Source organism: Tsuneonella suprasediminis (assembly GCF_003605755.1).
Classification (GTDB): domain Bacteria; phylum Pseudomonadota; class Alphaproteobacteria; order Sphingomonadales; family Sphingomonadaceae; genus Tsuneonella; species Tsuneonella suprasediminis.
This window is the reverse complement of the sequence record NZ_RAHJ01000018.1, coordinates 385077-398347: the sequence shown is the minus strand read 5'-3', so window position 1 is coordinate 398347 and position 13271 is coordinate 385077. Positions and strand designations below refer to the sequence as shown.

13 protein-coding genes are annotated in these 13271 nt (G+C 63.4%); 3 read left to right on the top strand and 10 right to left on the bottom strand.

From position 1 onward, the window contains the following. Nucleotides 1-900: 900 nt before the first annotated feature. From D6858_RS07895 to D6858_RS07850, 10 genes are all read right to left on the bottom strand, one after another. The gene (locus tag D6858_RS07895; protein WP_240623760.1) at nt 901-2088 is read right to left on the bottom strand and encodes an acyl-CoA dehydrogenase family protein; all 1188 of its coding nucleotides are present in this window, start codon (nt 2086-2088) and stop codon (nt 901-903) included. A 145-nt stretch (nt 2089-2233) separates the two neighbouring features. Further along, on the bottom strand, nt 2234-2881 hold the full coding sequence (locus D6858_RS07890; RefSeq protein WP_165859662.1) for a TetR family transcriptional regulator: 648 nt from the start codon (nt 2879-2881) through the stop codon (nt 2234-2236). Nucleotides 2882-3018: 137 nt separating this feature from the next. After that, the gene (locus D6858_RS07885) at nt 3019-4185 is read right to left on the bottom strand and encodes a tetratricopeptide repeat protein (RefSeq protein WP_165859661.1); all 1167 of its coding nucleotides are present in this window, start codon (nt 4183-4185) and stop codon (nt 3019-3021) included. Next, nucleotides 4182-5414: a hypothetical protein gene (locus D6858_RS15805; RefSeq protein WP_165859660.1), complete on the bottom strand. Its 1233-nt coding sequence runs from the start codon at nt 5412-5414 to the stop codon at nt 4182-4184. Before D6858_RS15805 ends, D6858_RS07885 begins: the two co-directional genes overlap by 4 nt. Further along, on the bottom strand, nt 5407-6246 hold the full coding sequence (locus tag D6858_RS07875) for a hypothetical protein (RefSeq protein WP_133305259.1): 840 nt from the start codon (nt 6244-6246) through the stop codon (nt 5407-5409). The genes D6858_RS15805 and D6858_RS07875 overlap by 8 nt, the downstream gene beginning before the upstream one ends. Continuing rightward, nucleotides 6243-6695, bottom strand: a complete 453-nt coding sequence (locus D6858_RS07870; RefSeq protein WP_120108798.1) for a hypothetical protein — start codon at nt 6693-6695, stop codon at nt 6243-6245. The genes D6858_RS07875 and D6858_RS07870 overlap by 4 nt, the downstream gene beginning before the upstream one ends. Continuing rightward, entirely contained in the window at nt 6692-7795 is a 1104-nt protein-coding gene (locus D6858_RS07865; RefSeq protein ID WP_240623759.1) for a tetratricopeptide repeat protein, read from the bottom strand. The genes D6858_RS07870 and D6858_RS07865 overlap by 4 nt, the downstream gene beginning before the upstream one ends. 20 nt (nt 7796-7815) lie before the next feature. Continuing rightward, nucleotides 7816-8994, bottom strand: coding sequence for an SEL1-like repeat protein (locus D6858_RS07860; protein ID WP_240623758.1), 1179 nt, complete (start codon nt 8992-8994; stop codon nt 7816-7818). Continuing rightward, a complete protein-coding gene (locus D6858_RS07855; RefSeq protein WP_120108796.1) occupies nt 8973-9926 on the bottom strand; it encodes a hypothetical protein in 954 nt (317 codons plus the stop codon). Before D6858_RS07855 ends, D6858_RS07860 begins: the two co-directional genes overlap by 22 nt. Further along, nucleotides 9926-10276, bottom strand: coding sequence for a hypothetical protein (locus D6858_RS07850; RefSeq protein WP_133305258.1), 351 nt, complete (start codon nt 10274-10276; stop codon nt 9926-9928). The genes D6858_RS07855 and D6858_RS07850 overlap by 1 nt, the downstream gene beginning before the upstream one ends. A gap of 359 nt (nt 10277-10635) precedes the next feature. Here D6858_RS07850 and D6858_RS07845 point away from each other — a divergent pair, with 359 nt between their 5' ends. From D6858_RS07845 to D6858_RS07835, 3 genes are read left to right on the top strand one after another with little or no spacing between them, the layout of a single operon-like run. Beyond that, nucleotides 10636-11319: a response regulator transcription factor gene (locus tag D6858_RS07845; RefSeq protein ID WP_120108792.1), complete on the top strand. Its 684-nt coding sequence runs from the start codon at nt 10636-10638 to the stop codon at nt 11317-11319. Further along, complete coding sequence (locus tag D6858_RS07840) at nt 11277-12668, top strand: sensor histidine kinase (RefSeq protein WP_240623757.1); 1392 nt, start codon at nt 11277-11279, stop codon at nt 12666-12668. The genes D6858_RS07845 and D6858_RS07840 overlap by 43 nt, the downstream gene beginning before the upstream one ends. Beyond that, complete coding sequence (locus D6858_RS07835; protein ID WP_120108790.1) at nt 12665-13258, top strand: hypothetical protein; 594 nt, start codon at nt 12665-12667, stop codon at nt 13256-13258. Before D6858_RS07840 ends, D6858_RS07835 begins: the two co-directional genes overlap by 4 nt. Nucleotides 13259-13271 lie beyond the last annotated feature (13 nt).

The window sequence follows — 13271 nt, the reverse complement described above, 5'->3', positions numbered from 1 at the left end:
CCGAAGGCGACGTGGCAATCCAGGGACCGCCCTTGCCCCGGCCACAACCGCCGCGATGGAGGGGAGGCGGGCGGAGGCTTGTCACACGAAGGCACGAAGGCACGGAGTGGATTTGGGCCCGCACTGCCGATGCTTGGCCAATACTATCACGCGTATCCCCTCCCCTCGTCATTGCGAGGAGCCGAAGGCGACGTGGCAATCCCTGACCCGCACTTCTCCCCGGCCACAACACACGCGATGGGCTGCGCCCTCGGTCCATGGATTGCGTCACTCCGTTCGCAATGACGAGTGGCAAGGCGGGGGTGCGGGTAGTCCGGCCTCTGGCTCAAGGGCCACGGTGACACGGCAGGCACGGAGGTGAGGCAAAGCGGAACGGACCCACTCCCCACCCACGTCGCCCCGGACCTGATCCGGGGCCCCGCTTTTTTCCAACGCGGCGCCAGTGAAAGCTGGACCCCGGCTCGGAGGCCGGGGTGACGATGTTAGTGGAGCATGCCGATTGGCTGGCAGCCACGCCCACCCCCTCCCCTCGCCATTGCGAGGAGCCGCAGGCGACGTGGCAATCCAAGGGCCGCCCTTCCCCGGCCACAACCGCCGCGATGGAGGGGAGGCGGGCGGAGGCTTGTCACACGAAGGCACGAAGGCACGGAGTGGATTTGGGCCCGCACTTCCGATGCTTGGGTCAATACTATCACGCCCACCCCCTCCCCTCGTCATTGCGAGGAGCCGCAGGCGACGTGGCAATCCATGACCCGCACTTCGCCCCCGGCCACAACACACGCGATGGGCTGCGCCCTCGGTCCATGGATTACGTCACTCCGTTCGCAATGACGAGCGTTGCGGGCGGGTGCCGGGACAGGCACGGAGGCGAGACGGAGCAGAACGCCCCCGCCCCCGGCCTCACCCCTGCGCGGCGAATTCGCGCAGCATGTGTTTGGCGATCTGGAGCTGGAGGATCTGCGTGGTGCCTTCGTAGATGCGATAGATGCGGGCATCGCGGAAAAACCGCTCTGCATCGTACTCCGCCAGATAGCCCGCGCCGCCGTATATCTGCACCACGCGGTCTACCACCCGGCCGCACATTTCGCTGGCGAACACTTTGAATGCCGCGGCTTTTCGCAGGATATTCTCCCCCCGGTCGGCGCGCGCGGTTACGTCGGCCATCATGCATTCGGCGGCGTAGATCTCCGTCTCGCTTTCAGCCAGCATCTGCTGGATCAGCTGAAAGTTGGCAATCGGTTCGCCAAACGCCTTGCGCTCCGTCGCATAGCGCAAGGCACTGTCGAGCGCGCGGCGGGCATAGCCGGTGCTGGCCGCGCCCACCGAAATACGCCCGTTGTCGAGGCTCTTCATCGCGAACACGAAACCTTTGCCGGTTTCCCCACCCAGCAGCGCGTCGCCCGGCACGTGCACATCGTCGAGCATGATATCTGCGATATGGCTGCCTGCCTGCCCCATTTTCTTGTCCGGGCTGCCGACCGACACGCCCGGCGCATCCATCGACACGATGAATGCGGAAACATGCGCGTTCTTGGGCAGATTCTCTTTCTCCGTGCGCGCCATGATCAGGCCGACCTGCGCGTGCGGGGCATTGGTGATGTAGCGTTTGGTGCCGTTCAATATCCAGCCGTTGCCATCTGGATCGGGGCGCGCAGTTGTCGCCATCGCCGCGCTGTCGCTGCCCGATCCCGGCTCTGTCAGGCCGAAACAGGCGATTTCGCCCCCGGCGATGCGGGGCCACCATTCGGCCTTCTGCGCGTCTGTCCCGCCGTTTTTGATCGCGGAATTGAACATCCCGATATTGATCGAGAAGATCGAACGATAGGCTGGCGCGGCATAGGCGATGGTTTTCACTGTGCGGGCATATTGCGTGGTGTTCAGCCCAGCACCGCCGAACTCTTCGGGAATAGAAAGCCCGAACAGCCCCATATCCTTCATTTCCTGAACGATATCGTCGGGGATGCGATCGTTTTCGATCACTTCGCGTTCCGCCGGGATCAGGCGTTCGCGAACATAGCGGTCGAGCTGGTCGATGAACTGTTCGAACAGTTCCGGGTCCATGCCGGGATTGACGGTCGCTTCGCTCATAATAATCCTCTCGTCCCCGCTGCGCGGCATACGCAGCCCCCGATATCGAGCCGGGTTGCGAAAGAATACCTAGTCCAACCGCAGACCGCTGGCCATACCCATATTTCGAAACCGGTGCCGCGCCATGATCGCCAGCGCGCCGCGATCAATCCCTGCTCATCAGGCCGGCGAGGAAGAAATCGATGATCGCCGCGGCATTGCGCTTGCTGGATTCGGCGTCGATTTCCTGCCCCAACGCCCCACCGAGGATAAAGCGCGCCGCATTCAGCCCGTCTGCCGCGCCCACTGTTGCGAAATAGAACAGCTTCTTATCGACCGGACGAAACACCCCTTGCGCCACCCCGGCGTCGATGATCGCTGCCTGTGCATCCATCATCGGCTGGATCAGCCGCTGCGTCAGCCGGGCGGCATATTCGGGGGAACCATCGCGGACCATCGCCTGCAACAGTCGGTTGAAAAACGGGAAGCGGTAATATGCCTCGGCAATACCGTTCAGATGCATCCGCATCTTTTCGACCGGATCGTAATCGGCAGCGAGCAGGCTTTCCAGTTGGGCCAGCGCGCGGGCGATGCTGCGTTCGAGCGCGGCGACCAGCAGCCCCTGTTTGTTGCCGAAATAATATCCGATCAGGCCCTGCGGGTGCCCTGCCCGCTCGGCAATATCGACGAACGACACATCCAGTGTGTCGCGTTCGCGCATCAGATCGATTGCGGCCTGCACCAGTTGCTGCGCGGATTCCGAATTCGCCGGATCGCCCCGCGCGCGGCCTGTTGCCACGCTACGTGATGCCATATTCTCCCCCATGCATGGCCGCTTGCGTTGAATAACCAGCCTTATGGGGCTTCTTTCATACAAATTTGCACAATTTGGCAAGCGATTAGCATCGCTGGCGACAGTGGGACGAAAGGGGAAAGTGCTGCCGCCTCCCGCTATTTCTCGCCCTGGCGTATCTTCAGCGCCGAACAGGCGATCTCATGACCAAGGCTGCATCCCTTTTCCAGCGCGTGGTTCGATGCCGCACGGTCACGTGGGCCGCCTTCGCCCAATTCGGCCAGCACGTTGAAGGTCATGCAAGAACGGGCATCGCCGCCGCTGCACAGGTCGGCATACATCTGCCGCGCGGCGGGGCGATCCTGCGGGCCGCCCTGACCATCGAACTTCATCTGCGCCAGTTTGCTGCACGCGCTGACGATGCCGCCATCGCAGGCTGTGCTGTAAGCGGCGCGGGCGGCGGGCAGATCTTTCGCCCCGGCCAGATCGTCTATCAGCACTTCACCCAGATTGTAGCAGGCGTTGGTTTCACCGCTCTTGCAGGCAGCGGCAAACAGCGATTTCGCACGCGACGGATCGCGATCCCCGGCAAGACCGTTGACGAGAATCAGCCCGTAATTGTCGCAGGCGAAAGTGGAGCCTTGTTCGCACGCACCGCTCAGCAGCTTTGCCGCGCGGGCCGGGTCTTTCGCGATGCCTTCGCCCATTATCAGCATGTAACCCTGATTGGCGCAGGCATCGACGTTCTTGCCTTCTTCGCACACCGCCTCGAACATCGACACCGCGCCGACCAGATCCTGTGGCCCGCCTTCCCCGAATTTCATCATCACGGCATAATTGTTGCACGAATCCGGGATGCTGGCCTCGCACCCTTTGACAAAGGCGGCACGGGCATCTGCCAGTTCGGGGGAGCCTTTCACTGCGTTTTCATACAGCGTCTGCCCCAGATTGTGACACGCCCCGCTATAGCCGCCATCACACGCGCGGCGGTAATTCCGCACCGCGCCGGGCACATCGACCGGGCCACCCAGCCCATCTTCCAGCAGTGCGCCGAGGTAGTTGCAGCCCAGCATTTCCTCCAGCGCGCAAGCCCTGGCCGCGAACCGGCGGGAAGCGGTGTAATCCTGCGCGATATCCTTGCCATGATAGAGCCGGATCGCCTGATCGAGACAGGCCCGCCCGTTGCGATCGGCCTCGCACCCGGTGGCCGGATCGGCAGCCGGGGCAGGATCGGCGGCAGGCTCCGTCGCCTGTACAGGGAGAGGAGCAAGGCCGAGCGTGATCAGCACAACCGGCGCGAGGAAACGAAGGATCAGCGCGCTCACAGCCGGCCCTCCTTCGCAGGCATCGGCGCATTCGCCCAGATCAGCGCCTTGCGGATATTGCCCATTTTCTGGCTCTGCACCGGTGGGTCGCGCCCGATTTCGAGGAATGGCGTCCATTCCTTGCCATTCATGCGATAGGATACCGTGACCGCCGCATCGTCGCTCAGCCGCGCCAGCTTCGCTTTGCCATCGGGCGGCAGGACGAATTCCGATGAGCCGATTACGTTGGTGCCGCTGCCCGATTGCTTGGTCAGCGCAATGCGCGATCCATCGGGCAGGTTCAGCGCGACTTCGTCCACATTGCTCCGTAATCTGGCGATCCAGCCGCCCTGCCGGGCAACCAGTATCTTGCCGTGCGGATCGAATGTGCCGGGGCGGGAGAGGTGGAAGAACACCACCGGCTTATCCCCCCGGTCGAGCACGCGATAGACGTTCAGGCCCCGCGATGGGCGGGTGCCAAGAAAGCTACCAAGCCGCGAGCGCCACGCTCCCATGTCCGCCGAAATCGGGGTGGCGGAGATGTAGGTGCCGACCGATGTGAACACCTGAACCGGCTTTTTGCCTTTCTGGAGATACAGATTGTTTTCTTCTGTCAGCAGGATCGAATCGTATCCCGGCTGCATCATCTGCGACACGCCTTTCTGGCACTGCCGGTCGATGATCGCAGCGAACTCCTTCGTCAACGCATCGTAATCCGTCCGTCGCTTGGCGATAACGGCTGCGCTTTCCGAGGCCGTGCGCGCGAACCTCCATTCGGTCGGATTGAGCGCCTGGTACACCCCGTCCACTTTGCAGGTTTTGGAATCGCTGGCGATATTCGAAGGGGCCGCAATCATCGCCAGCGCCATCACATGCGCGTCCTCAATCGTCTTCCACTGCTTGGGATGGCTCGCGCGGGCGAGGCACCCTTTCCATTCGGCCTTTGCTTTGTCGTACAGGCTCAGTTGATCGACCTGCTCCTTCTTCAGCACTTTGCCGAGATCGGATCGCAGCAGATCGCGAAACACCCGCAAGCCGCGATATTCGCCAAGCGTGAACAGGTCGCAATTTTCGTTGGCGCCGAGGGCATAGTCCGTCACCATGTACATGTTGGCAAACTGGCGGATCTGCTGCTGCATCTGTTGCTGCTGCGCCGTGGTTTGCGCCTGAGCATTCGCGCCAGCAGGCAACGCCATCGCCAGCGCCGCTGCCAGAGCTACCCGTATCGCTGTCTTGAATGGCTTATTCATGTGTATTCGCCTCGCTGCCGGGTGCCTGTATCCGGTGGGTTTCGACCGGCTTTGTTTCGTTGAATGTGATGGAAGCCACGTTCATCAGATTGCCCGCAGGCATTGCCAGGTCGATGAAGGCCGTGCCGCCGGTGGCGCAGCAACCGCCGTCGCTCTCGCGCTTCACCGGCACGGCCACGAACATCTCGCGGAAATCGAAGTTCACTCCGCTCGCCAGCGAAAACCCGGCCGGCAGCATCTGCTCCGCTTCGAAAAGCAGTTCGTTGACATCGAACGTGGTCCATCCCTGTTCGTGGCGGGAGAGGACGATATCGGCATTGCCCATGCCGGTGCCGCCGGTGCGGCCCGGTCCGTGAAGCAGCATCAGTTCGTTGGTGTTTTCCACCAGTTGCGGCGGCGCGAACCACCCCTCTGTCTGCCGCGCGACCAGCACATACAAATCGTTGGCAGTCACCCCTTCGAGGATCGCCATCATTTCGACCCGTGGCCCGTCTTCGGGATAGAGCACCATATGCTGCCAGGTCAGCGGGCGCCCTTGTTCGACAGTGATGATGCGCCCGAACGCCACCGGGTAACACCGCGCCTTCGTTTCATAGAGGCAGCGGGTTTCGATATCGGTCGGCAGGTCTTCGATCCGCTCCACCGCGCGGATCAGATCGGATTCGTCGCACCCGCTCTGATATTTGCCGTCGGGGCAGACGAGCACGGTTTCGACCTGATCGACGTAAGCAATCTCGCCATCGCCGGTCACTTCCTGCGCCAGCGCCGGTTGCGCCAGACCGACCGGGGCCAGCAGCGCGGCGAGCAAGCAGGGCCTATGCCACCCGGTCACTGGCATATCCCCAGATATTCCATCATCACCTTCAACCCGCGCTCTTCACCGTTGGCATAGCGGGTGTATCGCCGGTCGGCCTCGCTTTCGGCATCGGCCTTGTTTTCTGCCAGATAGTCTTCGTCATGGTCTGCATCGACGAACCGGCGGGCCTCGCGCGTCCATTTGATACGCCGCGCTTTGGCATTGCCGACCGAGAGTTCGGGATGCAGCGCCTGTACGAAATCGGCATCTGCCGCGCTTTCGACGATATAGATCCAGCGGTCCCACATCGCCGCGCATTCGTACATTTCCGAAACCGACTGAGGCGACAGGCCGAGTTTCTTTGCGTCTTCGTACAAGGCGTTGTGGGTGGCGGCATCGCGTGCGCCCTGTTCGCTGGCGCTACCCGGCTGAGCGGCACCCAATGCCGCCACCGCTGCCAGCGCGAATGTTGCTGCGCGGATCATGCGCCCACCTGCCCGGCCAGCTTGCAGCCTTCCTGAATGCCCAGTTTGCAACCGAGGTTGAAATACCGCTTCGCTGCCGCCGGATCGCGCGCACCGCCCTGCCCTTCGCGCGACATGATCGCTGCGTTCATGCAGGCCCCGGCATTGCCGGTATTGCACGCCTTGCCGAAACTGCTGCGGGCACCGGCCATATCGATCCTGATCCCCGCGCCGCCATATTGCGCCACGCCATATTCGAGGCAGCCGTCGGATTTGCCCGCTTCGCACGACAGGGCAAATGCCTTGGCCGCACCGGCCAGATCGACCGCGCCGCCCTTGCCATCGCGTTGCAGGATCGCCAGCGCATAGCAGCCATCGGCGGCATAGCCGGGGCACGCCTTGGCCAGATATTGCCGCGCCCTGGCATAATCCGGCCCGTTGCCCACCCGGCCATAGAAATAGCTGGTGCCCAGATCATAGCACGACGTAGCCATTTTGGCGTTGCAGGCAGTGGTCAGCGGAGCGATTGCTCCGGCAAAATCCTTCGGCCCGCCGACACCGTTCTTCAGCATGGAGCCATAGTTTTCGCACGCTTCGGCCATGCCCTTGGCGCAGCCGCGCTGATATGCGCTGCGGGCCAGCGGCAGGTCTTTCGCCCCGCCTTTGCCAGTGCGCGCCATCGCGCCCAGATTGGTGCAGGCGGCGGCGTTGCCATCGGTCATGCACCCGGCGCGATATTTCGTGCGGGCCGTAGCGAAATCGCCGGAGTTGTAGGCTTTCTGCCCTTCCATCGCATTGCCGGTGCCGCCCGCTTCGACCATTCGCACTGCCTGCGCTTCCGGCTTGGCCGATGCCGTGGCCTGCTGCGGCGATTGATCGGCTTCGGAACATGGCTTGCCTGCCTTGTTCACCTGTTCATACCGCAAGGCCCAGCCGATTTCTTCGTCGCTGACCCGGCGTTTATCGGGGCGGGTGGAATTGAGATTGCGGGAAATATCGTCGTACCGCGCCTTGCACGCCCGCTCTGCCGGTGAATTGGGATTGGCCTGTGCACTGGCCGGCCCGGCGATCAGCGCCGCCATCAATAATGCCAGTGCCGCGATCGGCATGTTCTTCTTCATCGTCTCACCCCATTTTCGGTTTATTGGCAGGTCGGGTGGCTGCTGGAGAGCCGCCTGCTGCCAGTGCAATTGTACGATCGGTATCGGTCGCGGGTCTGCTTCGCGATCTGCGCGCTGCTCGGTACGCGGACCGGTGTGAACGAACTGCCGCCCGACGATGAGCGATACCCCGACCCGCGCGATCCGCCCGCCGCCTGCCACCGGCGCGTGCTGGCGCCGGGCATATTGGTGCAGTTCCAGATGCCGCAGTCGTTGCCACGACCGCGCTTGCGCTTCGCCATTTCCGACGCGACGATTCCGGCGATGGCGCCGCTGGGGAACCAGTATTCCAGCACGTAGAGATGGTCTTCGAAAATGCGCGACATCGCCCCCGCGCGCGCTGCCGCCATCACAGCGGTCTCCGCCTGCGATTTCGAACGCGTGCGATAGAGTGCGTAATACAGCGCCCCGTCATAATCGCGCCGCTGCATGAAGGCATCGAACACCGCATTCCGTTGCGCCTGTGCATCCAGCGCGGCCTGCTTCTTTGCTTGCTGCTCCGCCTCGATCTTGTGCCGGCGGGCCTGCAACTGATTGCCGAACCGGCAGATGTCCGCACTTGCCGGATCGGCAGGGCGGCAGGCGTTGAGTGCGATCTGTTCCGCGGGCAGATAATCGTCGAACGTGTAATAAATATGCGCCAGATCGATGCACGACTGCCGGTTGCCGCTGTCGCAGTTCACCCGGCGACAGTGCAGCGCCTGTTCCGCATCGAACAGCGGCGATGCACTGTCGGCAAACACCGCTTCGGCCACTTCGCAGCCGTCGCGATCCTGTTCTGCACAGGCGCGTTGGGCGAAATTGGCGGCGCTGGGCAGATCGCGCTCGACATCCCCTTCCCCCGCGAAGAAGATCAGCGCCAGCCGCCCGCAGGCCGGGGCCTGACTGGCCGCGCACGCCTGTTGCAGGAACCGCAGGCTCAGAAACGCATCGTATGCCGGGCTGGCTGTGTCGGACAGCGCCATGCCCGCTTCGCCGCAAGCCGCTCTGTCACCCGCTTCGCAGCGCGCAATCGCGGCACTCACCGCGCCCCCCGGTTGCGCGTACGCGGGCGACAGAGCGGACAGCCACGCTGCCGCCGCAATCGCCATGGTGGCAATGGCGGGGATAGCGGCGCGCGCGGCCGACGAAAGGCGGATCACCAGCATTTGGTGACCCATGCACCGGGGCTGCCGGGTTCGGCCGGGCGATAGTTCTTCTCGCAGTGCCGCCCGATGGAGCCGACGGGGCGCGCATTCGCCTGACGCGCTTTCTGCGCGCGGTCGGCAGCGGCGCGTTCGGCCCAGCGGCGCCCTTCATCCACCGATTGCCGCTTCGCCCGCAAGCGGCGGGTATATTCCGCCTCTATGATGCGCGAGGCTGGCGGGTTGTATTGCCAGTAATGCTTGTAGGCGATGGCATAGATCGCTTCGTCGCTGAAACTACGCACCCCTTTGGCGCCGATCTGCGCGATAATTTCGCCCAGATAATCGCCATCCTCGTTCGGTTTGAACAGGTCTTTGCCATAGGGATAGTGATAGACGAGATAGTCCGCGACCGCTGCATAGTCCCCGGTTTTGGCGACATGCGCGCGGAGCGATGCGGCGGACAATGTGCCCAGCGAATTCAACTGCATCGGCGCGCTGGCTTGTTTTGGGGCTTGTTTTGGGGCTTGCTGCGGAGCCTGTGCGCTGGCCTGCCGGGTGGCCGCGTTCCGGGCACCCGGCTTGTATGTACCGGCCTTGCGCGCGGCGAGTTCCTGATAGAGATCGGAACAATCGCGTGCAGTGCCCAGCACATATGCTTCCAGTCCCGCCTGCCCTTTCTCCTTGCGGATCCGGGTCCATGTCCGCCGCACTTCGGCGTCGGCGCGTTCCTGCACCTCTTCGCTGCCGCCGGTTTCCTTCACGAAGTGATCGGTGGCGAACTTGCTGGAAATCGGCAGCTTGATGCCTTTCGATTCCGATACGTTCAGCGCCGCGCCGCATTCGAACAGGTATTCCGCCCCGTCGCTTTCCTGCGCCACCGGCACAGCGGGCACGGCACAGATGATCAGCGCAAGCGCCGCAGCGGCCATCGTTGCCCGTCGCGGCGGGTTGGCGGGGCGGATCATCACAGCCCCTCCAGTTCCTTGTCGCAGGCTTTCGCGCGCTGCATCATGTGCGACAGCGCTTCGTCAGCGCCCATCACCTTGGAACGCTTGCGGTATTTCGCCTTGGCTTTGTCGACATAGGATTTCGCGTCGAGTTTATACCGCTCCGCGAACATATGGATCACTTGCGCCCACTGCTCGCTGGAGTGGTTGAGCCGCGCACCGTTCGATTCCGCAACATGCACGACATAGACGCATTCGCCGGTCGCCTTCATCACCGCTTCGTTGCTGGCCTTGGCCTGTGCCTGCCCTGCAACCAGTACCGCAACGGCAACCATCGCCGCCCCGCAAATCGTTTTCCGTATTGTCATGAACCCATCCCTTCCGTGATGGCTCACTCTTACTCAGCGCGGTGTACAGGGCGCAGACACGATTGCCGTTAGAATCATGACATTTGCTGTTAAGTGTCTGTTTCTGCGCCCGGCAAAGGGCCGCAATCGAATTCCTAACGAGATTTGTCACGGGTCGCTGCCAGCGATCGTTGCTACACAGGCATTGCGACCCGAGGGGCATTTGCCCTGACACCTAGCGGGCCCTGCTCCTGTTGCGGGGCCCGCCTTTTCGGCATTCCCTTTCCGTCGCAATCGTCCGCGCGCGCTTGCGAGGGGATCGATCCATCGGCACAGTGCGCGCAGGATATGTCACGCGGTTTGGGGGCTACGGTACTGGCATGAAAGTCCTTTACATCGAAGACGATGCCCGCGCAGCAACCGAGGTGCGCGAACTCGCCTGGCAACAGGGCGACACCATCGTAGTCGAAAACAACGGCACCGACGGGCTGAAGCGTGCCGGGCTGGAACCGTTCGACGTGATTATCATGGACCGGATGCTGGGCGATGCCGACGGGCTGGAACTGGTCCAGCGGCTGCGCGGCAGCGGAGTCAGCACGCCGATCCTGATGCTCAGCGCGCTGGGCCGCACCGGCGACCGGGCCGAAGGACTGGAGGCCGGGGCCGACGATTACCTCGCCAAACCATTCGAAGCCCTGGAACTGCTCGCCCGCATCCGCGCGCTCCACCGCCGGGCATCGGGGCGTGAACACAGCGCCGTGATCCTGTTCGGTGCGTTCGAATGTCATGTGAAGGCGCGCACCGCGTTCCGCGACAACCGGCACTTGCCGCTCAGCCCGCGCGAGTTCGAACTGTTCCGCTATTTCATGGAAAACGCCGGCGAAGTCGTAACCCGCGAAATGCTGCTGCGCGATGTGTGGAACATGTCGTTCGACCCACAGACCAACGTAGTGGACGTGAATATCGGCCGCCTGCGCCGTAAACTGGAAGAAGGCTTCGACAGCCCCGCGCTGGAAACGGTGTGGGGCGCGGGATATCGGTTGTTGCAGGGGCGCACATCATAATCGCTCGCCGCTCCATCTTCACGCATATCGTTTTTCTGTCGGCCATCCTGTCGGCGGTGCTCCTGCTCGGGCTGTGGTGGGTGACAGACCAGACGATCCGCGAAACGCTGGCCACCTCCACCCGCAACAATGTGGACGTGGACCTTGCGGGTCTGATCGATATTCACGCCAGCGGTGGCCGGTCGGAACTGGAGCGGCGGATTGCCGATCGTCTGGCCGTGGTGCCGGTGGATGGCAGCCGCCCGCACTATCTGCTGGCCGATGCAAAGGGCGGCGCGATAGCAGGCGACATCCAGTCGTGGCCAGCGCTCGATCCCGCGATATCCGAAAGCGGAACCATCCCTATCGGAGACCGCACGCAGGCCTATGCCCGCGCCACGCTGATCGCGCCGGGCCTACGCCTGCTGGTCGCGCACGAACCGCTGGACGAAGGGCCATTGCTGGCACGGGTAGCGACAGTGTTCCTGCTGGGCGGGGCGATTTTCGTCGCCTGTATCGCGCTGTTCGCGCAAGCGGCGAGCGGACGCATTCGCCAGCGCGTATCGCAAGTCAGCAGCGCATTCAGAGCGAGCGACGACGACGCGCTAAAGCGGCTGACAATGCCGGACCGCCCCGACGAAATCGACCGCATCGCCAGTCAGGCCGCCGACGCGATCAAGCGGGCGCGCCAGCTATCCGAAGCGAACCGCGAAACATCCGAACAGATCGCGCACGAAATCCGTACCCCGCTGATGCATCTCGACACGCGATTGGTGAAGGCGCTCAAACAGCAGGGCAGCGACCCGACAACGGCAGCGCATCTGGCCGAAGCGCGGGGCGAAATCCGCCGTCTGGTCGGCACGCTGGAGGCGCTGCTCGACATCGCATCCAGCAAGGCGCGCACCGGTGATAGTCAGGGGATGAAGCCGGTCGATCTCAGCACGATGGTCAGCGGTATCTGCGAACTCTATGCCGACAGCGCGGAAGAGGCCGGGTATGATTTCCAGTGGCAAATCGCCCCCGATGTGACCATGATCGGGGATGCAGCGCAACTGGGCCGGATCGTGACCAACCTTCTCGACAATGCCTTCAAATATAACCGCGATAACGGCGCCATCCGGGTGGAGCTGGCGCCCGGACCGGTCCTGACAGTCAGCGACGATGGCCCCGGTATCCCCGATGCCGACCGCGAGCGGGTGTTCGACCGGTTCTATCGCGGCAAAGCGGCCAGCGGGGGTCAATCGGGCAGCGGGCTGGGCCTTGCACTGGCCCGCGCCATCGCGGCGCGCCACGGGCTGCAAATCCACCTCGTACCCGGCACCATTGGCGCGCGCTTCGTGGTCGAACCCGAAAGCGAGGACGCCGTATGACGATCCCGGCCCGCTTGCTGACGTTCATCGCCATTGCGCTGCCATTTGCGCTGGCCGGATGTGCCACTGCGCCTGCCGAGGGGACTATACGCGCCGCCCTGCCTGCCGATGCAGGCTCTGCCGTATTCGCCGCGACCGATCTGGCGGCGGCGCAGGATGCCTATGACGCGGGCGACCGCACGGCGCTGGCCACCCTGCTCGACCGGTTGCGTAACCGCGGCGTCAAGCCACTCGATGCCGACGGGGAACAGACAGTCGATCGCTGGTCACAGGCCGCCACCGAAAGCGGGCCGCCGCTGCGGGGCCGCGCGCTGGGGCCGGGGTTCCTGCGCGGGCGACTGAAACCTGAAGAGCTGCGCGCGACCAGCCAGATTTTCCTCGCCGGGAAGCCGACCGAGATTTCCGTGGCCGGGGGCAAAGGCCATCCGCTGCGTCTGCGCCTGCTGGACGCCAAAGCGAAAGTCGTGTGCGAACACGAACCTGCCTATGGCCGGTCGTGCCGCTTTACACCCATCTTCACACAACGTTATTCGATAGAGATCGCCAATCGGGGGGCAGATGAGGCATCGTATTACCTGGTGTTCGACTAGAGCGGTTATCGCT